Below are 23,906 nucleotides of genomic sequence, written 5' to 3'. Positions count from 1 at the left end.
TGATGCGGCATTTCATTTTGCGGCCGCGCCGTAACGGGCAAAAACGGCGCAATCGATATATATTTAATTATATTACGATTTATATTTCTCACGGCGGATAATTATTTTGCACCGTGATGAAAATAATTCTCTTTTACATTTTTCCTTGCCGCTCAATGCCCTAGATTTACCCTACCCCGCCCCCGGCATCTTATCATTAATCAACACTGGTATGGGAAATGCATTAATCCTCGCGTCTCACGCTTTTTATCTCTGTAAGCACATGTTCTGAAGGTAAATAACAAGCAGTTATTGCAAAAATAACCGGGAGTCATTATGAATAGCGAAAATTATTTTGATCTGCGCCTGCCTGCGGAAATGGCCAAAATGGCCGAGCAGGCGGGGGTATACAAGACCATGAAAAAACCGGAGATGACCTTTTTCCTGGCCATGACCGCCGGCATGTTCATCTCCATTGCCTTTGCTTTTTATATTACCGTGACCGCCGGTCCCGGCCCCGCCGGCGGCCTGACCAAACTGGTGGGCGGGCTGTGTTTTTCGCTGGGCCTGATCCTGGTGGTGGTGTGCGGCGCCGATCTGTTTACCTCAACGGTACTGACGGTGGTGGCCAAGGCCAGCGGCAAAATCACCTGGCGGCAATTGACCCTGAACTGGATAAACGTTTATATCGGCAACCTGGCGGGGGCGCTGTTTTTCGTGGCGCTGATCTGGTTTGCCGGCCAGTATATGGCGGGCAACGGCGGCTGGGGCCTGAACGTGCTGCAAACCGCCGATCACAAGATGCACCATACCTTTATCGAGGCGGTCTGCCTGGGGATCCTGGCCAACCTGATGGTCTGCCTGGCGGTGTGGCTGAGCTATTCGGGCCATTCGCTCAGCGATAAAATCTTCGCCATGCTGCTGCCCATCGGTATGTTTGTCGCCAGCGGTTTTGAGCACAGCATCGCCAATATGTTCCTGATTCCCCTGGCTATTCTTATCCGTGATTTTGCCCCGCCGGACTTCTGGCAGGCCATCCACGCCTCGCCGGATCAGTACGCCTCGCTGACGGTGGGCCAGTTTATCGTCGATAATCTGATACCGGTGACCATCGGCAATATTATCGGCGGCGGCCTGCTGGTGGGATTAACCTATTGGGTGATTTACCTGCGCCCGGGCAATGCCCACAGCTAAGCTGCCGGCGCAACCTAACCGGCGGCGGGAAGACGCACAACCCGCGTCGGTTTCTCACCGTCACGGGTGACGAATCGCCGCCGCCGATGGCACTTTTGACGAACAAAAAATCGACAGCCGCCGCCCGTGCCGGCCACCATCAAGCAGCCCCCGCGATCAGGCCAGGTCTTTGGAGATGGCGTACATGCCTTTGATGCCGTTGCCGAAGCGCGCCAGCGCTGCGCGATGATTCGCCAATTCGCTGTAGGGCAGGTAACGCACTTTCATATCGGCCACGCGGCTGAAGGCCGGACGGCGCAGCTGGGCCTGCACCTCCGTCTCACGGTTGTCCGGCGCCACCAGGAACAGCCCTTCGCTGGCCTGGGTATCGCCGCTCAGGGCCAGATCCAGCATGCGCACGATGCCGGAGTAGATCGAGGTGGTATGCTCCACCTCAAACGCCGCCATCACCCGATCGCGCTGCGCGTTCAGCCATAGCACGTCAATCAGCCGGATGGCGTCGGCGGCGGGCGAGGCGACAATATCCGCCGGCAACTGCTCCAGGCAGCCGGACCCGAGCACGCCGTTGCCATAAGGACGCCGGCGATCGTTGGACGCAATCCACACGCTGTAGCCCAGGGCCAGGCCCAGATCGCGCAGCCAGCCCTGGATCTCGGTATGGGTGCGCTCGTTTTCGCCCGCCAGCTGCTGCGCCTTGGCCGCGCCGACGCCGTCGGCACGCACCTGCGCCAGATCCGCTTCCCAGATCCGGCGCCCCTCGCGGTCATCGGCGCGGGGCGGAACCGGGTAACGCCCGCTGCCCAGATCGAACAATAATCCCGCTATCGCGCCAAAATCGTTCGACAGCAACGGGCGCCAGGTCTCGTTCAGCGCGATAATGCCGCGCCGCATGGCCAGGTACTCCTGCCATTTGCCCAGTTTAACGTTGGCGCCGGTGAGGGCATTGTAGCCTTTGACGATAGCGGTATTGCACGGCGGCATCAGCGTTGGATGGAGAAAATAAAGCAAATTGGCCACCGCCGGCCCCAATCCCTTAATCGCCAGGCGATCGATGTGGTGGATGGCGCTGATAATCGGGTCGGCGCCGGTGCAGCCGGCACAGGTAAACAGCAAATGGCCGAAGGCGCGCTGATGGTCCGCGTTTTCATAAATATCGGGAATACGCAGCTTGGGCTTCCATAAAAAGGCGTGATCGGCGCCCTTGAATATCTGCCGCTGTTCCGCAATCGAATGGACGATGGTTTCCAATGACGAGCCGCGATACTGATTGCCGAAGACCCCGCGCTCGATTTCATCCACCACCTGCGTGATGCCCCGGCGGATCGACCGGAAATTCTTGATGCGCTGATCCCATAAAAACCAGCTTTGATAGGTGCCGGCCGGATCGTTGCGCCACCGCTCGATTAACAGACCCACCGCGTCTTCATTCATCGCTTTCCCACCCTGACATACCCGCCGGCATCATTACCGGAAAACGAAAGCGCAACCGGCCTCTTTTTCAGCGCCGCGCCGCTTTCTGGTTATCGTCATGGCAAAGCGGGGCGCGCGCTTTATTTTAGCCGCCGGGCGCCGGGGGTTATTGTCGTGGATCATCAATTGAGGGACGAAAACCGGCGCGGCGGCAAACGGCGGGCAAGGAGGCGCTCCTTTTTGGCATCGCCTATCGCCGCCTGGCGGCTTAGCAATGGCCCGCGCGCGACGGCCAGGCATGGCATCGCGCGCGTAAGGGGAGTGAAGCCTAAGCGGCCTGCAGGCGAAGGCTATCCACCTTGCGCTGGCGCACAAACAGCAGCATCACCACGATACCGGCCACCGCCAGGATACTGGCGAGGATAAACGCCGAATGGTAGCCGCCGCCGTACTGGATCAAAAAGCCGGTGATGCCGGGGGACAGGATACCGGCCAAATTGGCCAGCAGGTGGACAAACCCGCCGGCGGAACCGATGCGCTGCGCCGGCACGATATCCTGCAACAGCGACCAGCACGCCTGCGGCGTCATATAGGCGAAAACGCTGGCGACGGTTATCAGGGTGACCGCCGCCCCTAAGCTGGACGCATAGGCGGTCATCAGCACGCACAGCGCGGCGATGGCCAGGCCGCACACGATGACCAGCTTGCGCGACAGCAGGAAGTTGCCGGTTTTGCGGAACAGGGCGTCGCAGACGAGCCCGCCGCCGATAAAGCCGACCGTCGCGCCGAGCCAGGGCAGGATGCCGACAATACTCATGCTCTTGATATCCAGATGCTGGAAATCCGTCAGGTAGCTGGGCAGCCATGACAGGAAAAAGAACTGGATATAGTTAAAACAAAAGAACGCCGCCGCCACGCCCAATACCGGCATCGACAGCACAAAAAAGAACACGCCGTGTTTCTGCGCGCCGGCGGCCGCAGCCGCGGGTTTGGCCGGGCGATCGGCGGTGATCAGCGCCACCTCCTGCGGGGAGACGCGGTGGTGCTGCTCCGGACGGTCGCGAAAAAATACCAGCCACAGCGCCAGCCAGACAAAGCCCAGGCAGGCAATCACCACAAAAGAGACGCGCCAGCCGAAGTTAAGCCCCACCAGGCCGACAATCGGCGCGGCGACGGCCGCGCCCAGCGGCTGGCCGGCGTTGGTAAAGCCCACCGCCCTGCCCACTTCCCGGCGCGGAAACCAATTGGAAATGGATTTATTGGTGGTGGTGCCCATCGGTCCTTCGCCGATGCCGAACAGGATGCGCACGATAAGCAGATGGCCAAAACCGGTGGCCAGGGCGGTGGCGCCGCAAAAGAACGACCAGAAGCCGGCGGCCCAGGCATACACTCTGCGCGGGCCGAACCTGTCCGCCCCCCAGCCGCCGATAAAGCAGAACAGGCAATAGCCGACAAAAAAGAAGCTGAATAAAATGCCCATCTGCGCATCGCCGATATGCAAATCCTGTTTAATCAGCGGCGCCATCACCGAGAGCGCCGCGCGATCGAGATAGTTGAGCATGCCGGCGGCGAACAGCAGCAACGCCACGATAAAACGATAGTTATGCTTAAACATCAGGCTTTCTCCCGGGTCAGGCTGCTATGGGCAACGCGGTAGCGTGCGAGAAGGTCTTCATCCGGGGCGAATCCCAGCCCCGGGGTGGTGGGCAGCCGCAGGCGCGGCTGGAAATCCAGTTCGGCATATAAGGGTTCGGGCCACTGCAAATAGGGCACCTCGAGCGCGATATCCTCCGGCAACGTGGCCACCAGATGCGCCGTGGCCAATAGCGCCGCGCCATAATAAAAGCAATGCGGCACCACTTTTACCCCGTAATGGCGCGCCAGCCGGTAAACGTCAAGGGCGGCGCTGATGCCGCCGATTTTGGCCACGCTCGGCTGGGCGACGCTGACGGCCCCCGCCGCGAAATGCTGTAGAAATCCCTGCACGCCCTGGGCATTTTCGCCGGCGGCGATGGGCGTGCCGCAGGCCCGCACCCGGGCCAGTCCGGCCAGATCGTCCGGCGGCCAGACCGGTTCCTCCAGCCAGGCCAGGCCCAGTTCATTGAGGGCCTGCGCCCGCCGGCAGGCTTCGTCCACCGGCCACGGGCAGTTTACGTCCACCATCAGCTGCGCGTCGTCCGGCAAGGCGTCGCGCGCCGCCGCGATGGCGGCATACTCGGTTTCATGCAGCTTGATGGCGCGAAAGCCGGCGCGGTAGGCGCGCAGGGCATGGGCGGCCACCTGCGACGGGTCGTTGTCATAGCTTACCAGGCTGGCGTACACGCCAATTTCCCCGCGTGCGGCGCCCAATAGCTGCCACAACGGTTTACCGGCCTGTTTGGCGCACAGATCCCATAAGGCGATATCCATCGCCGACAGCGCGAACTGGACCGGCCCGCTGCGGCCAAAGGCATGAAAAGCCCGCTGCGCGTGATCCATCAGTTGTCCTAAGCCCGCGGTCGTGCCGTCGAAGGACCGGCCGAGGAAAAATCGTCCCACCGGGCCGTCCAGCGCGGCGTAGGTTACGGGATTGGACAAATGACCAAACCCCTCGCCCCATCCCTGCAGACCGTCGTCCGTGGTCACACGCACCAATAATGTTTCCATGCGGGTCAGCTCGCGCGAGGCGGCATTATAGGCGTCATCCCCGCCGCCGCCCGTCTGGTCGCTGCTTCTGCCGGACGTGAACGGCATCGCCACGCGCATCACTTCAATCGCGGTAATCTTCATAACCTGTGCCTCTACGCGGTCGGTTTATTTGCCGGATATCGGCGTTAAGTTATTGGGATATAAGTCATTATAGTTAGCGGTTTTTGCGCCAACATTGGAAAACGGCACAGTGTTGCGCGTGGGGAAATGAAATTATTTGTGCAAATGAATAAGATGGTGAGAGGCCGGTCACGAAATTTCAGTGCGGGATGCGCGGCGTGCCGGCGCGGGCGCGCCGGCGGCAATAAGCCCCGGGGGGGCGATTATTTATCGTTGCCCGAGGCTATCTGGGCGTTCTTGTTATCGCGTTCGGCCCGGCTGTCTTTGGCCGCCGCCCGGGCCTTTTCGGCCATGGCGTCCGTCTGCTCATCGGTCAATTCTTCTTCCGCCTCGAAAAGCTTACCCAGCCCCTGGCTGATGGTCACATCCTCGGGTTTCTGTCCTTCGCCGGCATTGGATTCGCCGGTTTTTACCGCATCGGTTTTAGGGTCGGTCATGGCGTTGTGCTCCATTCAAGAGATAAAAAGGTCTATACCGCTAAGCATAGACCTTTAATGGCGTTACCGACCCATTCTATTACGCCGATAGACAGACACGGCGTGCTAATCGATGCGCGGCAGCCAGGCCGCGCCGCGAACCCCGCTGGAATCACCATGACGGGCTTTGCGCACCGGCGTATCGCACTCGCCGCCGAATACCCATTGCGGCAATAGCGCCGGCAGCGTGGTATACAGCCGATCCACGTTGCTCATGCCGCCCCCCAGCACAATCACCCGCGGGTCCAGGGTATTAATCACGCCGGCCAGCGCCTTGGCCAGGCGGCGCTCATACTGCTGCAGCGCCAGTTCGGCGTCGCCGTCGCCGTCCCCGGCGCGCCGGGCGATTTCCGCGCCGCTCAGGGTCGCCCCGGCGGCGCGCCGGTAGGCGGTGGCAAAACCGGTGCCGGAGATAAAGGTTTCATTACAGCCGGTTTTGCCGCAGTAACAGGGCACCTCGCGCTGGTATACCAATTCGGTCGCGTCGGGCCAGGGCAGCGGATTATGGCCCCACTCGCCGGCGATGCCGTTATGGCCGGCATATACCCGGCCGTTGACCGCCAGGCCCCCGCCGCAGCCGGTGCCGATGATCACCGCGAACACCATTTCCTCGCCGGCGCCGGCGCCGTCGGTGGCCTCGGATATCGCCAGGCAGTTGGCGTCGTTGGCAACCGTAATGGGACGCCCCAGCAGCGCGCCCAAATCCTCCTTGAACGGCCGGCCGTTAAGCCATACCGAATTGGCGTTCTTGACCTTGCCGGTCAGCCGGGACAGGCTGCCGGGAATGCCAATGCCGATGGAGCCCTGTTCGCCCACCGCCCGCTCCGCCCCCAGGATCAGATCGCGGATGGTGGCAAGCGTCGCCGCATAATCGTCGCGCGGCGTCGGCACCCGGTAACGGTACAGCTCGCCGCCCGCCGGATCCAGCGCGATAACCTCGGTCTTGGTGCCGCCTAAATCAATGCCAATATACATACGGATACCTTTGTTATGCCGATGTCTGTCACGGGTTGCGCTGCTTTAGCCGCTTGCCGAGCCAGGCAAACAGGCCGCGGCACACCACGATGACGATGATAATGCCGCCCCAGGTGGCGGTGATCATAAACGGATCCAGCCGCAGCAGGTTCAGGCCGCTGGAGATAAGCTGCAGGATAATCACCGCCAGCACCACGCCGGATACGCGGCCGAAACCGCCGAACGGACTGACTTTGCCCAGGAACGCCGCCAGCACCGCCACCAGCAGGTACGAATCCGCATAGCTGGCCTTGACCGAGTTCAGCTGGCCTATCATCACCAGCGCGGTCAGGGCGGCGAAACACGACGACAGCACATACTGGATCACCGTCACCTTGACGGTATTGACGTTGGAAAAGCGCGCGGCCACCGGATTGGAACCCATCATGTACAGGTTAAAACCAAACCGGGTCTTATTGAGGATCACCGAGGCGACGATGGCGGCGGCGGCAAACAGATACAGCGAGTTGGGCACGCCGAAACTCTGGCCATTGCCGATATTCACCAGCGCCGGCGGAAATCCGGTAATGGTATACCCCTTGGTAAAGACCACATTCAGGCCGGAAATCAAGGTCATGGTGCCCAGGGTCACCAGGATGTCCGGAATTTTCAGCAGGGCTATCAGCAAACCATTGACTACGCCCACCAGAATGCAGGCCAGCAGCCCCAGGAAAATGGCCAGCGCCACCATCTCGCCCGAGGCCAGCTTCATGCCGTTAACCGACACGGATTGCAAAAACAGGGCGATGACGATGCCGTTCAGGTTGGTGGTGGCGATAATCGACAGGTTAATGCCGCCGGACAACATGGAAATCATCATGCCCAGCGACAGGAAACCGACGATGGGCAGCTGATACGCCATGGAGCTGAAGTTCTGCAGGCTGAGGAATTTGTCGCCGTTCAAGGCATACATCACCATAAAGACCGCCGCCAGCACCACATACAGCGAGGCGTTTTCTTTCAGCGCCGGCGGCAGGCCCGCCGCCGCGCCCGGTAGTGTATTACTATTGCCGACCGCTTTCATGATGGCTCCTTAAGTTCAACCAAAACCCGCACCCGCGAACGCCGTTGCTTGATGACCTGCAGAGCGTTAGCCGCTACGCTTACCAGGATCACCAGGCCGGTGAATACGTTGTAATAATAGGGAGAGACTTTCAGCAGGGTCAGGCTATTGCTGAGAATGGCGAACAACAGTACCCCGAGCAGCGTGCCCGGCACGGTGCCGCGCCCGCCGGTGACCGATGCCCCGCCCAATACCACGGCGGCGATGACCTGCAGTTCCGACCCGACGATGGAATTGGGGATCACCGTTTGCACAATCGACACCTGGACGATACTGGCAAAACCGGAAATGGCCCCCACCAGGGTATAGATAAACAAGGTGGTTTTTTTCAGGTTGAATCCCACCCGTTCGGCGGAGAGCGCATTGCCGCCCACCGCGTACAGGCTGCGCCCCAGGATGGTATGGCGCAGGAAAAAATGCAGGACAATCGCCAGCAAGAACCACAGGCAGGTGACAAAGCTGATGCCGTAAAGCGAGCCGTTGGCGGCATGCAGCGGGAAAATCTTTAACTCCGCCAGCCCAAGGAACGACGGCGGAATATCGTAAATCAGGTCGCCCTGGGTCACGACATACAATAAGCCGTAGAACAGGCTGTTGGTGGCGATGGTGACGATAATGGCGGTAATCTTGAAATAATAAATTATGACGCCGTTTAATAAGCCCATGGCCGCGCCGATTATCATGCTGCACAAAATCGCCAGGTAAATATTGTCCAGATTGGCCTGCAAAAACCAATACACCACGGCGTACTGCGCCACCTGGGCGATGGCGGTAAACGACACGTCGAAACCGCCGGAGAGCAGCACCAGCAGCACCCCGAGGGCGAAGATCCCCAGCACCGTATAGGATTTAAGCAGGCTGGCGATATTGTCCAATGACAGGAAGGCCGGATTGATCAGGGCGATGGCGATGGAAAATACGATAATCAGTATTAACAGCACTGCTTCACGCGCTTTAAAAAGTTTAACAAAAGCCATAATAAGACCACCTCTTGATATCAGGCACTTTCCATCTCCTGCTGCAACGCCTCGTTGTCGACGGCATCGGTCGCGTATTCCTTACCGAAACGCCCCCGGGTCATCATGATGATGCGATCGCAATTCGCCAGCAGCTCCGGCAGTTCGTCGGAAATAAACACGATGCCCATACCCGCCGCCGCTTTTTCTTTCACCGTCTGGTAGATATAACTTTTAGCGCCGACGTCGATGCCCACCGTCGGGCTGTCGAGGATAAAGATGCGCGGATTGGTCGCCAGCCATTTAGCCAACACCACTTTTTGCTGATTGCCGCCCGACAGCATGCGGATCTCTTTATCCATGCCGCCGTATTTCACCTGCATGCCCTGGAGCAATCCCCTTACCGCGGCGCGCATTTTGCGGCTGTTAATCAGTTTCAGCGGATTAAGGTAATCCTTCAGCGAGCAGATGGCGGTATTGGCGGCAATGCTTTGCTCCATGATAAGCCCCTGCGCGAGCCGGTCCTCCGGCACATAGGCAATGCCGTTGGCCACGGCGGCGCTGATGCCGCCGATGCGCACCGGACGGTTATCAATCAGTATTTGCCCCTCCTGGGCCGGCTCCACGCCGAACAGCGCCAGCGCCAGCTCGGTGCGCCCCGCGCCCAGCAGGCCGGCGATACCCAGCACCTCGCCCTGGTGTAAATCGAAACTGATATCCTGGAAACTGTTTTTCTTGCTGAGCCCGCGCACGCTCAGCAGCACGTTCTGCGTGGCATGGGAGACGCGCGGCGGATAGGTCAGTTCATACCCCAGCATCAGCTCTTCAATCCGCGCGGTGGTCAGCGCGTGGGCGGCGACGGTGTCGATCAGCCGCCCGTCGCGCATGACGGTAATGCGATCGCAGATTTCCAGCAGTTCGTTCAGCTTATGGCTGATAAAAATAAACGAGATGCCCCGGGAGCGCAGGCGGTTGAGAAGGGTAAACAGATGTTTGATTTCGGTGCGCGTCAGGGCGGTGGTCGGCTCATCAAGGATAATCAGCCGCGAGTCGTTGATCAGCGCCCGGGCGATGGCCACCAATTGCTGTTTGGCAATGGGCAAATCCTCCACCAGGGCATCCAGGTCCAGGCTGACGCCCAACTGCCCGATAATGGCCTTCACCTGCTCCTGATAGGCGCTGGAAAACACCCAGGGTTTCTGGTCGTTGATCATCTGGCTGATGTAGATATTTTCCATTACCGTCAGGTTGGGAAATAACGACAGATCCTGGTAGATAATGCCGATACCCTGTTTTACCGCCTCGATGGCGGAATATTTTTCGATGCGCCGGCCGTTGATGCGCAGCAAACCGCGATCGTAGGCCAGGACCCCGGCGACAATCTTCATCAGGGTCGACTTACCGCAGCCGTTCTCCCCCACTAAACCGTGAATTTCCCCGACGTTAATGTCAAAACTGACATCATTGAGGGCGGTGACCCCGTCAAATGTCTTGGTAACATGTTCAACGGCAAGAAATTCCATGTCGTATTCCTCAGGCGTAACGGCGTGGTTCCCGGTCAGGGGCGCCACGCCTGGAGTGGCTATGATTAGAAATCGTACTGGCTGTAGTTTTCCTTGGTGACCGTCAGCGGCTTATCAAAAATGATATTTTTGCCGTCGACAACCGGCTTGCCGATGCCGGGGATTTCCAGGCCGTTCTTGATTTGATCGCGTTTGCCGTCAAGGATCATCTTGGCGATATAGGTCATGGAATAGGCGGCATCGCCCGGGCTCCAGAGCACGGAGGTGGTAATGGAACCGTCCTTGAGGAACGAGGCGCTTTCCTTGGGCGAAGTGGTGCCCATCACGGTCAGCTTGCCTACCAGCCCCTTTTCGCGCAGCGCCTGGGCGGCACCCGGCGCGCCCTGGCTGCCGAAGGAGATCACGCCTTTTAAATCCGGATAGGTCGACAGCAGTTCCAGCGTTTTCTGGCGCGAGGCGTTACGGTCCTCGCTGACCGGGAAACGGTCGGCAATAAGCTTCAGGTTCGGGTATTTTTCCTTGGCCTCCTTGATGGCGGCGTCCGCCCAGATATTATGGGCCGGCACGGTAAGCGAGCCGACAAAAATGGCATATTCCCCGCCGTCTTTAGCGTGCTGGGCAAATTGATCCATCATATATTTGCCGAATTTTTCATTTTCAATCATTTCCACATCGTAATCGGCATTGGGCTGATTCACCGATTCATGGGTAATCACCACGATGCCCTTTTCATGGGCGCGGGCAAATACCGGCTCGCAGGAGCTGGCGTTGTTCGGCACCACCAACAGCGCATTAACGCCCTGGCTTATCGAATCCTCGATAATACGCACCTGCTGCGCCTCATCCGGCGACGCGGGCGCCTGCTGATAGACCTTGACATCAAAATCCTTACCGGCTTTTTTCAGCCCTTTTTCATAATCGTTAAACCAGGCGGAGCGTAATTTCGGGATGCCCACCATGGTTAATTCCTTGTCGGCGGCGCCGCTGATGCTGGGCAACAGGCTGACGGACGCGCCCAACAGCATGCAGAGCGCCATTGCATTGATCTTTTTCATGGTTTTTCCTTATCGCTGACTAAGCTTTATCAGGCGGGATAACGGCTTTCGGGTTGCGGGATAGCGCCGGCATTGCCTAATTCGATCACCGCGCCCTGAAACCGTTCTTCGGTATCAAGATAATAAAAAACATCGTCACCTATATTGCCGCTTTGCACCACCTGGTAGCCGCGCGCCGCATAACGCGCAATCGCCTGGTCGCAATCCTGGAAATACAGCTTCATGTGGTGCAGGCCGTAGCCGTGCTTTTCAATATATTCGTCATAGATGCTATAACCGCTGACCGGCTGCATTAATTCCATTTGAATTCCATTAACCCAGCACACGGCTATTTTATAAATATGCTCCGCCGGTTTGCCGCGATAGAGGGAATGGCGAATATTGTGCGGACCATAGGTATACACATCCCAGGGGCCGATATCGCATACTTGATAATAATGCGCCATGGCGTCATCCAGGTTTTCCACCAGATGCGCTATTTGAATAATGTCACCGTCTTTCATCGTGGAACCTTTTTGAATAAGGGTAAGGGTCTCAGGCAAATTTTTGCGGCAAGCCTTCCAGATTGGTATGGCGTGTTTTCATCTCGTCGAGGGAAATACCGGTTTTTTCAATCAACAGCATGGTAATGATATCGACAAACAGAAACAGCGATTGCTCCAGCAGCGAGGACATCGGCTGGATTGACGGCACTTCCTGGTCGCCGCCGAAAATCTGTCCCGGCACGCGCACGGTCAGATCGGCATAGCCGCCGTGTTCGTTTTCCGGATGGGCGGTAAGCAGCGCCACCCGGGCGCCGGCCTCCTTGGCCAGCTTTATCACGTTCAGCTCGACATTGGTGACCGCGCAATGGCCGATCAGCAAGTCGCCCGCGCCAAGACAGGGCGTGGTGGTGTCGTAGACCACATAGCTGTCGAACCCCATGTGTTTCAGGCGCATGGCGAACGCGCGCACCGAGAGTTGCATTCGCCCCATGGCATAGAGTTGAATGGTCTTTGCTTTACAAATTTCATCCATCAATTGGCTTATTTCAGCTTCATCCACGGCCAGCAGGGTGGCTTTGTTTTCCGCTATCACCTGTTCTACCAGGCCTTTGTAGGTATACATCGGCAATTCCTCACTTTTATCATCGTCGGCGGGAGGCACAATATAATTTACATGTTAGCTGATATGTAAAATTAATTAGCCAACATATGCATACAACATACGATAAATTTTTGGCATATCTATCGATATTGATCACATTTTTTACGCCGAAATGTTAAATATTATGATGAAATGTGCAGTTAAGTGATAAGGATCACATTACTATTGCGTCATATTCCGTTACCTGCCTGTTGACATCCTGTCCCCCAGCAGGAGCGCTATGACGCCGGCAGCAAACCGCGACCTGGCGCGGCGCGCTTCGCATCCGCGGCGGCTACGGCATTCGCGGCGACATAAAGATTGAACAAAAATGCCGCCCGGCCGGGGCGGCGAAAAAAACCGGAAAAAAATCTCGATTTAGCGCGCTGCTCGTGGGTTTATTTATCGCTGAAACAGGATAATCGGCCGCTAAACATAGGCGCTATCGCCGTATTTATCAGCCGAATAACCCGCTTGATTTTACAACTTTTATCATTTATGGTGTTTTGCAACATTACGCGACGCATGTTGTACAGTAGCTGTAATAATCCAGCGGTCCTCACTCATTTCTTTTGGATAATTAATTTCAGCATGGGCAAAAGAATCATCATGGCGAAAAGAGGTAAACTGGATAGCGTTTTTTTGAATATCGAACAGCGCATTCGCGACAATATTTACCAGGAAGGCCAGCGTCTGCCGTCGGAATCGGTATTATGCGATGAATTCTCGGTATCGCGCCCCACCGTCTCCAAGGCGCTGTCCAAACTGCGGGAACTGGGGCTTATCAGCAGCACCCAGGGGTCCGGCCATTATGTCTGCGCGCGGCAGCAGCCGGCGGCGGCGGCGCAGGGAGAACTGACCCTCGGCATCCTCTCGCCGCGCATGGAAGCCAATGAAAGCGGCTTCCTGTTCGAGCAGATCTTTAAGTCCATTGCATCGCTCTCCCAGCAGTTCAATTTCTCCCTGGTCTGGAACGGCATCGTCACCATGGGCATCGACGCCAGTAAGCAGAAAATAATCCAGACCATTGAAAACATCATCGATCGCTACATTAAAAATAATGTTCACGGGATATTTTTTATACCGATAGAGTTCCATCCCTTCGCCGATGAAATTAACCAGATGATCCTGCAAAAACTTTCTTTGTTCAATATCAGAGTCATCCTGGTTGACAGCGATTTCAAAGCCTATCCCAATAAGTGCGCCTACGATCTGGTGGGCATTGATAATATTGCCGCCGGTTTTGAAGTCACCCGCCATTTATTAAAAAACGCGACCCGTCGCGTTGATTTTTTATGTGAAAACTATTCGGCGCATACCGTTTCAATGCGCATCATGGGCTATAAGCTGGCGCTGCTGGACGCCGGCATCCAAGCGCAGGAAGGCTGGGTGCACAAGGGTCTGGCGGGGGATAAGGACTTTATTAACGGCGTTCTCGACGGCGGCGCCACGAATATTGTCTGCGCCAATGATTTTACCGCCATGAAATTATTATCCACCTGCGGCCAGATAGGCCGCCAGGTTAATGTCGTCGGCTTTGACGATAATGAATACTCCGCCCTGCTCGGTATTCCGCTGACCACCTATAAACAGCCCTTTGGCGATATTGCCAGGAACGCCATATTCCTAATGCTTAACCGGCTGCAGTTTCCCCAGGACGCGCCGCGCCATCTGCAGCTGCGCGGCGAGATGATCATCCGCTCGTCCTGCGGCACGCGCCGCGACCCCGCTTGAGATACATTTCTTCATAGTTCCACGGGCCGTGCGCCGGGCATGGCCGCCATCCCACGCTAGACTTGAGATAGAGCCATTCCGTAGAACCTACTCCGAAGGAGCAATGACATGGAAAATACGACCTCGCAGGTTTCCGCCCCCGACGCCGCCGAACTGGCGCTGATCGACCGCTACTGGCGGGCGGCGAATTACCTGTCGGTGGGCCAGATCTACCTGATGGATAACCCCCTGCTGCGCCGGCCGCTGTTGCCGGACCATATCAAGCCGCGCCTGCTCGGCCACTGGGGCACCACTCCCGGCCTTAATTTCATCTATGCACACCTGAACCGGGTTATCCGCGCCCGCGACCTGGATATGATTTATATCTGCGGGCCGGGGCACGGCGGCCCCGGCATGGTGGCCAATACCTGGCTGGAAGGCACCTACAGCGAGATTTATCCGGATATTTCCGACGATGCCGAAGGCATGCGCAAACTGTTTCGCCAGTTTTCCTTTCCCGGCGGCATTCCGAGCCATGCGGCGGCGGAAACGCCGGGTTCCATTAACGAAGGCGGCGAGCTGGGCTATGCCCTGGTCCATGCCTACGGCGCCGTGTTCGATAATCCCGATCTGATCGCCGCCTGCGTTATCGGCGACGGCGAGGCCGAAACCGGGCCGATGGCCGCCAGCTGGCATTCCAATAAATTTATCAACCCCGCCCGCGACGGCGCGGTGCTGCCTATCCTGCATCTTAATGGCTATAAAATCGCCAATCCTACCCTGCTCGGGCGCAGCAGCGATGACGATTTGCGTCAGCTGTTCCAGGGCTACGGCTACCGGCCGATTTTCGTCGCAGGCCATGAGCCGGCCAAAATGCATCCGCTGATGGCCGCCGCGTTCGACCAGGCGTTCGATGAGATCCGCGCCATCCAAAACGACGCGCTCACCGGCAACGCCGCGCCGCAATCGCTCCCCCGCTGGCCGATGATTATCCTGCGCAGCCCCAAGGGCTGGACCGGGCCGAGAGAGGTGGACGGCAAAAAGGTCGAGGGCTTCTGGCGCGCCCATCAGGTGCCGGTGGCGGGCTGTCGCGAGGACGAGGGCCACCGGCAGATCCTGGAACACTGGCTGCGCAGCTATAACCCGGACGATTTGTTCGACGGCAACGGCCGTTTGCTGCCGGAACTGCGCAAACTGGCGCCGGAGGGCGGCAGGCGCATGGGCGCCAATCCCAATGCCAACGGCGGTCTGCTGCGTAAGGCGCTGAAGGCGCCGGCAATCCAGGATTATGCGGTGGCCAGCAAGAAACGGGGGGATATCCAGGCCGAAGCCACCAAAATATTCGGCGAGTACCTGCGCGATATCTTCCGGCTCAATGCGGATAATGCCAACTTTCGCCTGTTCGGCCCCGACGAAACCGCCTCCAATCGTTTAAGCAGCGTGTTCGAGGCCACTAACCGGGTCTGGATGGAGGAAACCAAAGCTTACGACGAGCAGCTGTCCCAGGACGGTCGGGTGATGGAGGTGCTGAGCGAGCATCTGTGCCAGGGCTGGCTGGAAGGCTACCTGCTCACCGGCCGCCACGGGCTGTTTTCCTGTTATGAAGCCTTTATCCAGATTGTCGATTCCATGTTCAATCAGCACGCCAAATGGCTCAAGGTGTCGCGCGCCCTGCCCTGGCGCAAGCCCGTTTCCTCGCTCAATTACCTGCTGTCCTCGCACGTCTGGCGCCAGGATCATAACGGCTATAGCCATCAGGATCCGGGTTTTGTCGATCTGGTCGCCAATAAAAAGGCTGATATCGTGCGCATCTATTTCCCGCCGGACGCCAATACGCTGCTGTGGGTCGGCGATCATTGCCTGAAAACCTACGATCGCATTAATGTGATCGTGGCCGGCAAGCAGCCCGCGCCGCAGTGGCTGTCTATGGACGAGGCGGTGACACACTGCGAGGCCGGTCTGGGCATCTGGGACTGGGCCGGCAACGAGGACGGCACCACCGCCCCCGATGTGGTGATGGCCTGCGCCGGCGACGTGCCCACCATGGAAACGCTGGCCGCCGTCGAGCTGTTGCGCCGGCACGTGCCGGAGCTGCGCATCCGGGTCGTCAACGTGGTGGATCTGCTGGCGCTGGAGTCCGAGACACAGCATCCGCACGGCCACAGCGATGAATTTTTCGATAGGCTTTTTACCCCCGACCGGCCGGTGATTTTTGCCTATCACGGTTATCCGTTCCTGATCCACCGCCTCACCTATAAGCGGAAAAATCACGCCAATATCCATGTGCACGGCTTTATGGAGGAAGGCACCACCACCACGCCGTTCGATATGACCGTGCTGAATAAACTTGATCGTTTCCATCTGGCCATGGCGGCGATCAAACGCATTCCCGGACTGAAGGATTCCGCCAAGGCCGCCGCCGCCATCGATTTTTTCAAGGCCAGGCTGGATGAACATTATCATTATGTGCGCGAGCACGGCGACGATCTGCCCGACGTCAAGGAGTGGAAGTGGCAAAAAATCAGCTAAGGCGCACGTCCAGATGACGCTGGGTGCGCAGACCCGGCTAAAGGACGCTATCCCGCGCTATCTTTCAGCGAGCAATCACCCTGCATCAAGGTGATAGGGGTTTTCCCGCGGGATACCTATCCGGTGACATGGACGTTAACCACCCGTGGATGTAAAAAGCCTGAAGGGGCACAGAGAGGATGCGGAAGATAAGAGTATGGGCGATGGGAAAATGATACTGATGAACCCTGATCGCTGATTTGTTGGCTTGGCGTCTACAAATGCCCGCCCAGGCGCCTGAAGAAAGGGCGATTTGCTCTTTTAATCCTTTTTTTTGTGCGTCATTTATTGATTCCCATAATTTAATTGTTCTCCGGTATCATAGGCACAAAAAAATTTAAATAAATCAACAGCCGCTCAGAACAGAAACTTTCCGGTGAAGATGCGGCTATCACCTTAATAGCACGACGATAATAGCCACGCTGCGCACCCGGCAAATTCAGCGCCCCCAAAACCCGTTTTGGAGGCGCAATGACTACCTTAACCCTGTCATCACTTAATCAATCCGCCCTATTACGACACGACGGTCATTTAGAGGGTATCAGCAGTTTTTACCAAAGTGCTTTTCATCTCATCGGTGCGGGTAACGCGTTGTTTTCCCCGATGCTAACTAAGAGCTGCGGCCGCCGCCATGGCTGTGTTGACCGCCTTTCTTGCCTGCTTCCGAGGCTTTTTCAGGGTCGTTCTTAAAGTTGCCGCCACTCTGCTGACCGCCTTTTTTACCCGCGTCGGACGCTTTCTGTTTATCTTCGGCGAAGTTGCCGGAACCGCCACGATGTTCAGCCATGTTAATCTCCAATTTCAGATGATATCATCAAGCCGTTAGATATTACCCATCTTATTAATACTACTCATTTAACGGGCTTGAACTGTTTATTGATGACTATTTATTACACGTGACTCATCATCAATGGAATTAATGTTAGGCAAGGTTCTCTAAAGGAGCAAATACGGCATTTAGGTGAAAATGACCCTCACAATGAATTTCAACATACTGAAAAAGATGTATTTTTTGCATTTATGTTTTATGGGATTATTCATTAACATAATAGAAATGGTGATTTTTATTAATTAAATCAACAACAAATTACCACTCAAAAATTTATAAAAATATTTATACACACCTGATAAAAATAATAAACGAGGCGGTATAACATATTGATTTTTTGGTCGGTATATCCGTTCTACGCCGTAATAAGCGTTATTACCGGAAATATAACAAGGTACGCAAAGGAACATTCCCGCCGCTAAGGGACAATCCCATGCGCAATTAACCGCAGCCGCCGTCCCGCCCGCCATGGTATGCGCGGCCGACCCGCGCGGCTCAGGCCGACGGTCCCTGCCCCACCGAATGGCGGATGCGCAGCTCGGTGGAGAATTCACTTGGGCAGGGCGCGTCCGGGAGGGCACCGATGCGCTGCAACAGCAGGGTGGCGGCGGCGCGGCCCATGGCATTTCCCGGCTGGCGTACCGTGGTAAGTGCGGGACTGAGCAGCCGCGCCGCGGGGATATCATCAAAGCCGGTGACGCTGATGTGTTCCGGCACGGCGATACCACGCTCACGGCAACGGCGTATAAAGCCTATGGCTATCAGATCGTTGGCGCACAGCACCGCCGTAGGGCGCTCCGTCGCCGGCAGATTGATAATCGTATCCGCCGCCCGGCTGCCGGACGCCTCGGTATAGTCGCCGCTTAATACCGGCACCGAGTCCGGCATAATATCGGCGGCGGCAAATGCCTCGCGAAATCCGGCCAGGCGCTGTTCGCTGGTCCACAATCCGCGCGGCCCGCCGAGGACGGCCAGCCGCCGATGCCCGCGCCCCAGGACATATTGCGCCATGGCGCGCGCGCCCAGCAGGTTTTGCGCACTGATAAAAGGCGCGTCGATCCCCGGCAGGCATTCATCGACAAATACCACCGCGCCTTGCTGCGCCAGCCTCATCAGCGAGGGGCTGGGCAGACCGGTGCCGGACAGGTAGATCACCCCGTTCAGGCGCTGGGTACGCAACACCTGTGCGTAATACTCCTCGCGCTGCGTATCAGCCCAGGTCATGCACAGCACCAGCAGGCAATCAAGGTGGTCAAGCACGCCCTGGATGCCTTCGGCCACGTCGGCGAAAAACGCATTGCCCAGATCCGGCACGATAAAACCAATGGAGGAAATACGCTGGTGTTTCAGGCTGCGCGCGGCGTTGTTGGGTTCAAAATTCAGCTCGGCAATGCAGCGCAGCACGTGCGCGCGCGTATCCGCGGCCACCGGCCGCGCGCTGTTGTTAAGCACCGCGCTGACGGTACCGATGGAAACATTGGCTAAACGCGCCACGTCGCGAATCGTAGGCCGTACCGGCCTGCCAGGCTTTACGCTATCATCGGTCATCAGGCGTCCTGTGCGGGATTAAACTAACGGCGCCAGTAGCGCCGCGACCAGCGCCTGGCGGTCGACGAGGAGCGCCACGGCGTAACCAGATATTCCAGCAGGATAACCAGCAGAAAGCTCAAGACCCCCAGCAAGGCCAGAAAACCGATGGCGGAAAACGTGCCGGCAGTATTAAGCCTTGAGTTAGCCTGCAGCAGATAAGCGCCCAGGCCGCCGCTGGTGGACGCGGTCCACTCGCCGATAACCGCCCCGGTGACGCTGAAGGTGGCGGACAGCTTCAGGGCGGAAAACAGCGGCGTATAGGTGGCCGGCAGCTTAACGTAGCGGAAGATGCTCAGGCGGGAACCGCCCATGGACCGTACCAGATTAAGCATATCCTTATCCACGGAGTTCAGCCCGTCGAGCACGTTGACCACCACCGGAAAAAATACCACCAGCGCCACAATCACCAGTTTCGGCGCCAGGCCGAAGCCCAGCCAGATCGTCAGCGCGGCGGAAATCGCGATAACCGGCACCGCCTGGCTGGCGATCAAAATTGGATACAGCACGCTTTTCACGCCGGGGATCGCATCCATCAGCACGGCAAAGACGAATCCGGCGCCGGCGCCCAGGACAAACCCCAGCAAAAAGGTGGTGAAGGTGGCCTGGAACCCGATCCAGAGCACCGACCAGTCCGATAAGGCGTGCTGCCAGGTGAGCTGCGGCGAGGGCAGGACATACGCGGGAATCTGATAATAACGCACCGCCGTGTCCCAGACCGCCAGCACCAGCAGCAGTGCCACGAGCGGGCCGCCCAGCGGCAATAACAGCTTACGGATGTTGATCATGGATAAGCGCTTCCTGTGCCGGTTGTTCAGTGTAAATCAGATCCAGGATGTGTCGTTTCAACTGGGTGAATGCGGGGCTGGTAAGGCAGGACAGCGGACGCGGACGCGGGATATCCACGCTGAAAATCTGCTGGACACGGCCGGGACGGGGCGTCATCACCACGACCCGGTCCGCCATAAAAATCGCCTCGTCGATATCATGGGTAACAAACACCACGGTGCGGTGCTGCTCCGCCCAGACCGTCAGCAGCCATTGCTGCATCGCCAGGCGGGTCTGGGAATCCAGCGCGCCGAACGGCTCGTCGAGCAGCATCACGTCATGCCGCATCGCCAGGGTGCGCATCAGCGCCACCCGCTGGCGCATGCCGCCGGACAACGCCGCCGGATAGTGATTGATGAATTCGCCCAGGCCATAGCGCTCCGCCAGGGCCACCCCCGCCGCGCGCTGCTCCCGCGTCGCGCCTCCTTTAAGGATGGCGCCCAAGACGATATTGTCGATAACCGTCATCCAGGGCAGCAGCAGGTCTTTTTGCAGCATATAGCCGACATGGCCGCTGCGGCCGGTAACATCGTCGCCGTCTATCAGGATCTTACCGCTGTCAGGTGTCAGTACGCCGGACACCAGATTGAACAACGTGCTTTTACCGCAGCCGGACGGGCCGACCACGCAGACAAACTCGCCCGCGCGTACGTCCAGATCGGTGGGCGCCAGGGCGGTCATCGCGCCGAAGCGCCGCGTAACCTGTTGAATCGATAACTTGGGAACTGTCATGACGTTGCCTCTGGGCTATCCCTTCGCGGATAGCGCACTATAGAATCTGTTCGGTTTCCGTTACAAAACCTCGCATCGCTCACGGCCGAACCAGACCACGTCCTCGACCTTGACCGCTACGTCGCCGCGCCGGGCAAAGGGTTCCACAGCCCAGGCTCCCCACATGGGCGTGTCGTTGCCGGCATCGATAAAACCCAGGGTATAGGCGGCGCCGGCCGTCAGGGAATGGCCAATATTACCCAGCAAATCCAGCAGGATAAAGCCTTCCCGCGTCAGGCGTTGGTGACTCAGGCCGAACAGCTCTGCGGCCGGCATGCCGGGCCGGCATAACGCCAGGGTATCGCGGTGGATATGTTCCAGCGCCCGCAGCGCGTCCACCGCCTCGGGATAATCGCCCACGACGCGACAGCGGGTGCAGTCGCCCCAGAAGCCCTCGGCGGTAATGGGATGCACATCCACCATCAGTACGTCGCGCGCCGCCGCGGCCTGCGCGCCCGGTCCCTGGGTCGGGAAACAGACTTTGGCGTTCTCGCCCAGGCCGACGTTGGTAATGGTCCAGATGCCCGCCGCGCCCTGATCGCGCAGATAGGCATGTATGGTTTCCTCCACGGCGGACTCCGATACGCCCGGCCGGACCGCGGCCAGGCCCGCCTGGGCGGCCGCTTTCGCCAAAAGTTGCGCCTGGCGCAGCCCGGCCGGGGCCTCAAGGGCGATATCCGGCCCGGGACGATAGGTCCAGAGGGGTTTCATCGGCGGTGGCGATAAAGGCATGATAGCGGCATCCTGTTAGCAAACATGACCGGCATGGAAATATGGCGGCGTCGGGGGAACATGGCAATATCCGGGCGTGGATCCCCGGTGCACTGATTATAGCCTCCCGTGTTCATCATCAATACACCGGCGGGAGAATGATCAATGTTTAGCGATTCAATCCATATTGAAACGGTTCAATCTTTATATGTCAATATCGTTTTATAAATAAATTTATGCTTGATATAACATGATAAAAATGACAATTTTATTAATTGAAACGGTTCAACTTCTCTTAAATGCTGCGCTAAAAAGGGGCGGGCCGCACAAAAATGATCCATGCCTGTGGAGGGTAATAACATGAGTCGGAAACAGATATTATTAGTGGGAGAGACATGGGTGTCGTCAGCGACCCATTTCAAGGGATTTGATCAGTTCGGCAGCGTCACCTTTCATTCGGGCGCCAAGGCGATCATCGCGGCGCTGGCCGGTACGGAATTTGCCCTGACCCATATGCCGGCGCACGTGGCGGTGGAGGAATTCCCTTTTACCGGGCAAGAGCTTAGCCGTTATGACGCCATCCTGCTGTCGGATATCGGCGCCAACTCGCTGCTGCTGCATCCGGATGTCTGGCTGCACGGTAAAACGGTGGCCAATCGTCTTGACTTACTGCGCGACTGGACTGCCGCCGGCGGTGCCCTGGCCATGTTCGGCGGCTACCTGAGCTTCCAGGGCATCGACGGCAAGGCGCGCTGGCACCGCACCGCCGTGGAGCAGGCGCTGCCGGTGGAATGCCTGCCTTATGACGACCGCATCGAGGTGCCGCAGGGGTTCCGTCCGGTTATCGACCCGCGAAAGCAGGGACATGCGCTATTTAACAATATTACCGGCGATTGGCCGCTGCTGCTGGGCGCCAACGAGGTGGTGCCCAAGGACGGCAGCGATGTGTTGGCGCGCCTGCCGGATGAGCTGGGCGGACACCCGCTGCTGGTGACCGGTGCCCACGGGCGCGGGCGCACGCTGGTCTGGACCTCGGATATCAGCCCCCATTGGCTGCCGCAGAATTTTATCGACTGGCCCGGTTATAAACAGCTGTTGCTCAACATGCTGGGCTGGCTGACCACCCGTTAATCCGCCGATTAGCAGGGATCCTCGTTACCGACATTATCCTCCGGAGGCCGCCATGGCGCCTAAACCGAATGAAGCCTTAGTCACCGTAGCCTGCTTGCAAATGGAGCCGGTTTTTGGCGAGACCGTGCGCAACGTCAACACCTCCATCGCCATGATCGAACAGGCGGCGGCGCGGGGGGCGAATCTGATGGTGTTGCCCGAGCTGTGCAATACCGGCTATGTGTTCGCCACCCGCGACGAAGCCTTCGCGCTGGGAGAAGCGCTGCCAGACGGCCCTTCCTGCCGCGCCTGGATCGACTGCGCCCGCAGGCTGGGGGTGTATATTGTCGCCGGCATCACCGAGCGCGAGGGCGAACTGCTGTATAACGCCGCCGCTATCATCGGGCCGGAAGGGTTTATCGGCCGCTACCGCAAAGTGCATCTGTGGGGGGATGAAGCTATTTATTTCGCGCCGGGCAACCTGGGTTTCCCGGTATTCAAAACCCGCATCGGCACCCTGGGGTGCCATATCTGTTATGACTGCTGGTTTCCGGAAAGCTTCCGCCTGGCGGCATTGCAGGGTGCCGAGATTGTCTGCGTCCCCACCAACTGGGTGCCGATCCCGGGCCAGGATCCCAACCGCGAGGCCATGGCCAATATCATCTGCATGGCGGCGGCGCATACCAATTCGGTATTTGTAGCGGCGGCGGATCGGGTAGGCGTGGAACGCCATCAGCCTTTTATCGGCCAGAGCCTGATTGTCGGCTATACCGGCTGGCCGGTGGCGGGACCGGCCAGCGCCACGGATACCTATATCATCATGGCGACCATTAACCTGGCCGATGCCAAACGTCATCGCAACTGGAACGCCTTTAACCAGGTGCTGCGCGACCGCCGCACCGATGTGTATGATCAGATGCTCGGAACGTCCCATCAACCGGGCAATTTTTAGCCGCGGCGGCGGGTCATATCAAAGTCCTATGGCCCGCCTCCTGCGCCGGCAGATAAATGTGATATAACTCTCTTTCGGGCTTCTCAAGCTATGCTAACGTCAATTAGTCATTATTTAGGATTAATTTAGCTATCAATGAGAAGATTCCAAATAAAAATTTAATCAATTAGTCCTAATTAAGGATTATATGTCGCGCTGGGCGGTCACGCTGCCTCGTTGCGCTAACCCCACCCG

The 23,906-nt window shown here is 58.0% G+C and carries 21 protein-coding genes; 5 read left to right on the top strand and 16 right to left on the bottom strand.

Going from position 1 to position 23,906, the window contains the following annotated elements:
- Positions 1–315 precede the first annotated feature (315 nt).
- A complete protein-coding gene (gene focA, locus ACL2XF_RS00625; RefSeq protein WP_413727802.1) occupies positions 316–1,173 on the top strand; it encodes a formate transporter FocA in 858 nt (285 codons plus the stop codon).
- Between the two features lie 156 nt (positions 1,174–1,329).
- Here focA and ACL2XF_RS00620 read toward each other — a convergent pair whose 3' ends face one another.
- The 11 genes from ACL2XF_RS00620 to ACL2XF_RS00570 all read right to left on the bottom strand — a co-directional run bounded on the left by ACL2XF_RS00620 (position 1,330) and on the right by ACL2XF_RS00570 (position 12,585).
- Positions 1,330–2,604, bottom strand: coding sequence for a type II restriction endonuclease (locus ACL2XF_RS00620; protein ID WP_413727801.1), 1,275 nt, complete (start codon positions 2,602–2,604; stop codon positions 1,330–1,332).
- Positions 2,605–2,911: 307 nt separating this feature from the next.
- The gene (locus ACL2XF_RS00615; RefSeq protein WP_413727800.1) at positions 2,912–4,198 is read right to left on the bottom strand and encodes an MFS transporter; all 1,287 of its coding nucleotides are present in this window, start codon (positions 4,196–4,198) and stop codon (positions 2,912–2,914) included.
- Positions 4,198–5,352 carry a mandelate racemase/muconate lactonizing enzyme family protein gene (locus ACL2XF_RS00610; RefSeq protein ID WP_413721265.1) on the bottom strand — a complete coding sequence of 385 codons (1,155 nt, stop codon included), beginning with the start codon at positions 5,350–5,352 and terminating at the stop codon, positions 4,198–4,200. The genes ACL2XF_RS00615 and ACL2XF_RS00610 overlap by 1 nt, the downstream gene beginning before the upstream one ends.
- Positions 5,353–5,594: 242 nt before the next feature.
- Positions 5,595–5,828, bottom strand: coding sequence for a hypothetical protein (locus ACL2XF_RS00605; RefSeq protein WP_410013852.1), 234 nt, complete (start codon positions 5,826–5,828; stop codon positions 5,595–5,597).
- A gap of 105 nt (positions 5,829–5,933) precedes the next feature.
- On the bottom strand, positions 5,934–6,842 hold the full coding sequence (gene mak, locus ACL2XF_RS00600; RefSeq protein ID WP_410013851.1) for a fructokinase: 909 nt from the start codon (positions 6,840–6,842) through the stop codon (positions 5,934–5,936).
- Between the two features lie 28 nt (positions 6,843–6,870).
- Positions 6,871–7,905, bottom strand: coding sequence for an ABC transporter permease (locus tag ACL2XF_RS00595; RefSeq protein WP_413721266.1), 1,035 nt, complete (start codon positions 7,903–7,905; stop codon positions 6,871–6,873).
- On the bottom strand, positions 7,902–8,921 hold the full coding sequence (locus ACL2XF_RS00590; protein WP_410013849.1) for an ABC transporter permease: 1,020 nt from the start codon (positions 8,919–8,921) through the stop codon (positions 7,902–7,904). The genes ACL2XF_RS00595 and ACL2XF_RS00590 overlap by 4 nt, the downstream gene beginning before the upstream one ends.
- A gap of 20 nt (positions 8,922–8,941) precedes the next feature.
- Positions 8,942–10,423 carry a sugar ABC transporter ATP-binding protein gene (locus ACL2XF_RS00585; RefSeq protein ID WP_410013848.1) on the bottom strand — a complete coding sequence of 494 codons (1,482 nt, stop codon included), beginning with the start codon at positions 10,421–10,423 and terminating at the stop codon, positions 8,942–8,944.
- Positions 10,424–10,488: 65 nt separating this feature from the next.
- Complete coding sequence (locus ACL2XF_RS00580) at positions 10,489–11,478, bottom strand: autoinducer 2 ABC transporter substrate-binding protein (RefSeq protein ID WP_410013847.1); 990 nt, start codon at positions 11,476–11,478, stop codon at positions 10,489–10,491.
- Positions 11,479–11,507: 29 nt separating this feature from the next.
- Positions 11,508–11,981: a VOC family protein gene (locus ACL2XF_RS00575; protein WP_410013846.1), complete on the bottom strand. Its 474-nt coding sequence runs from the start codon at positions 11,979–11,981 to the stop codon at positions 11,508–11,510.
- Positions 11,982–12,012: 31 nt separating this feature from the next.
- Positions 12,013–12,585: a sugar isomerase gene (locus ACL2XF_RS00570; protein ID WP_410013845.1), complete on the bottom strand. Its 573-nt coding sequence runs from the start codon at positions 12,583–12,585 to the stop codon at positions 12,013–12,015.
- A 627-nt stretch (positions 12,586–13,212) separates the two neighbouring features.
- Here ACL2XF_RS00570 and ACL2XF_RS00565 point away from each other — a divergent pair.
- Together ACL2XF_RS00565 and ACL2XF_RS00560 are read left to right on the top strand one after the other, a co-directional pair.
- Complete coding sequence (locus ACL2XF_RS00565) at positions 13,213–14,337, top strand: GntR family transcriptional regulator (protein WP_410013844.1); 1,125 nt, start codon at positions 13,213–13,215, stop codon at positions 14,335–14,337.
- A gap of 108 nt (positions 14,338–14,445) precedes the next feature.
- Positions 14,446–16,845, top strand: a complete 2,400-nt coding sequence (locus ACL2XF_RS00560; RefSeq protein WP_413727799.1) for a phosphoketolase — start codon at positions 14,446–14,448, stop codon at positions 16,843–16,845.
- A gap of 649 nt (positions 16,846–17,494) precedes the next feature.
- On the opposite strand, the gene ACL2XF_RS00555 is transcribed toward ACL2XF_RS00560, so the two are convergent.
- From ACL2XF_RS00555 to ACL2XF_RS00535, 5 genes are all read right to left on the bottom strand, one after another.
- Positions 17,495–17,671 carry a general stress protein gene (locus ACL2XF_RS00555; RefSeq protein WP_410013842.1) on the bottom strand — a complete coding sequence of 59 codons (177 nt, stop codon included), beginning with the start codon at positions 17,669–17,671 and terminating at the stop codon, positions 17,495–17,497.
- A 537-nt stretch (positions 17,672–18,208) separates the two neighbouring features.
- Positions 18,209–19,261 carry a LacI family DNA-binding transcriptional regulator gene (locus tag ACL2XF_RS00550; protein WP_413721269.1) on the bottom strand — a complete coding sequence of 351 codons (1,053 nt, stop codon included), beginning with the start codon at positions 19,259–19,261 and terminating at the stop codon, positions 18,209–18,211.
- Between the two features lie 23 nt (positions 19,262–19,284).
- Entirely contained in the window at positions 19,285–20,088 is an 804-nt protein-coding gene (locus tag ACL2XF_RS00545; protein WP_410013840.1) for an ABC transporter permease, read from the bottom strand.
- Complete coding sequence (locus ACL2XF_RS00540; RefSeq protein WP_410013839.1) at positions 20,072–20,860, bottom strand: ABC transporter ATP-binding protein; 789 nt, start codon at positions 20,858–20,860, stop codon at positions 20,072–20,074. Before ACL2XF_RS00540 ends, ACL2XF_RS00545 begins: the two co-directional genes overlap by 17 nt.
- A gap of 60 nt (positions 20,861–20,920) precedes the next feature.
- Positions 20,921–21,631, bottom strand: coding sequence for a M24 family metallopeptidase (locus ACL2XF_RS00535; protein ID WP_410013838.1), 711 nt, complete (start codon positions 21,629–21,631; stop codon positions 20,921–20,923).
- A 339-nt stretch (positions 21,632–21,970) separates the two neighbouring features.
- Here ACL2XF_RS00535 and ACL2XF_RS00530 point away from each other — a divergent pair, with 339 nt between their 5' ends.
- Together ACL2XF_RS00530 and ACL2XF_RS00525 are read left to right on the top strand one after the other, a co-directional pair.
- On the top strand, positions 21,971–22,741 hold the full coding sequence (locus ACL2XF_RS00530; RefSeq protein ID WP_413727798.1) for a glutamine amidotransferase: 771 nt from the start codon (positions 21,971–21,973) through the stop codon (positions 22,739–22,741).
- A gap of 52 nt (positions 22,742–22,793) precedes the next feature.
- Positions 22,794–23,672, top strand: a complete 879-nt coding sequence (locus tag ACL2XF_RS00525; protein WP_413727797.1) for a nitrilase family protein — start codon at positions 22,794–22,796, stop codon at positions 23,670–23,672.
- The last annotated feature ends 234 nt before the right edge of the window (positions 23,673–23,906 follow it).

It is taken from the genome of Sodalis sp. RH19, assembly GCF_047324215.1.
Lineage (GTDB): Bacteria > Pseudomonadota > Gammaproteobacteria > Enterobacterales > Enterobacteriaceae > Acerihabitans.
The sequence above is the reverse complement of the archived record's forward strand: the minus strand, read 5'-3'. Positions and strand labels throughout refer to the sequence as shown.